Source organism: Shewanella sp. AS16 (assembly GCF_021412365.1).
Lineage (GTDB): Bacteria > Pseudomonadota > Gammaproteobacteria > Enterobacterales > Shewanellaceae > Shewanella > Shewanella salipaludis.
In genome coordinates, this window is the sequence record NZ_JAKCLK010000270.1 from 1 (window position 1) to 290 (window position 290).

The window sequence follows — 290 nt, forward strand, 5'->3', positions numbered from 1 at the left end:
AGGACTGGAGCGTGAAGAGTTCCGGGTGCTGTATCTGAACAACCAGAATCAGCTGATTGCCGGTGAAACCCTCTTCACCGGCACCATCAACCGCACGGAAGTCCATCCCCGGGAAGTGATTAAACGCGCCCTGTACCACAATGCCGCTGCCGTGGTGCTGGCGCACAATCACCCGTCCGGTGAAGTCACACCCAGTAAGGCTGACCGCCTTATTACGGAACGTCTGGTACAGGCACTGGGCCTGGTGGATATCCGGGTGCCGGACCATCTGATAATCGGTGGCAGCCAGG

At 58.6% G+C, this 290-nt stretch carries 1 protein-coding gene; it reads left to right on the forward strand.

All coding sequences use genetic code 11. The annotated features are described in order from the left end of the window. Positions 1 to 290, forward strand: a 290-nt coding sequence (locus LZP73_RS20270; protein WP_326490378.1) for a JAB domain-containing protein, incomplete at both ends; no start/stop codon positions are given.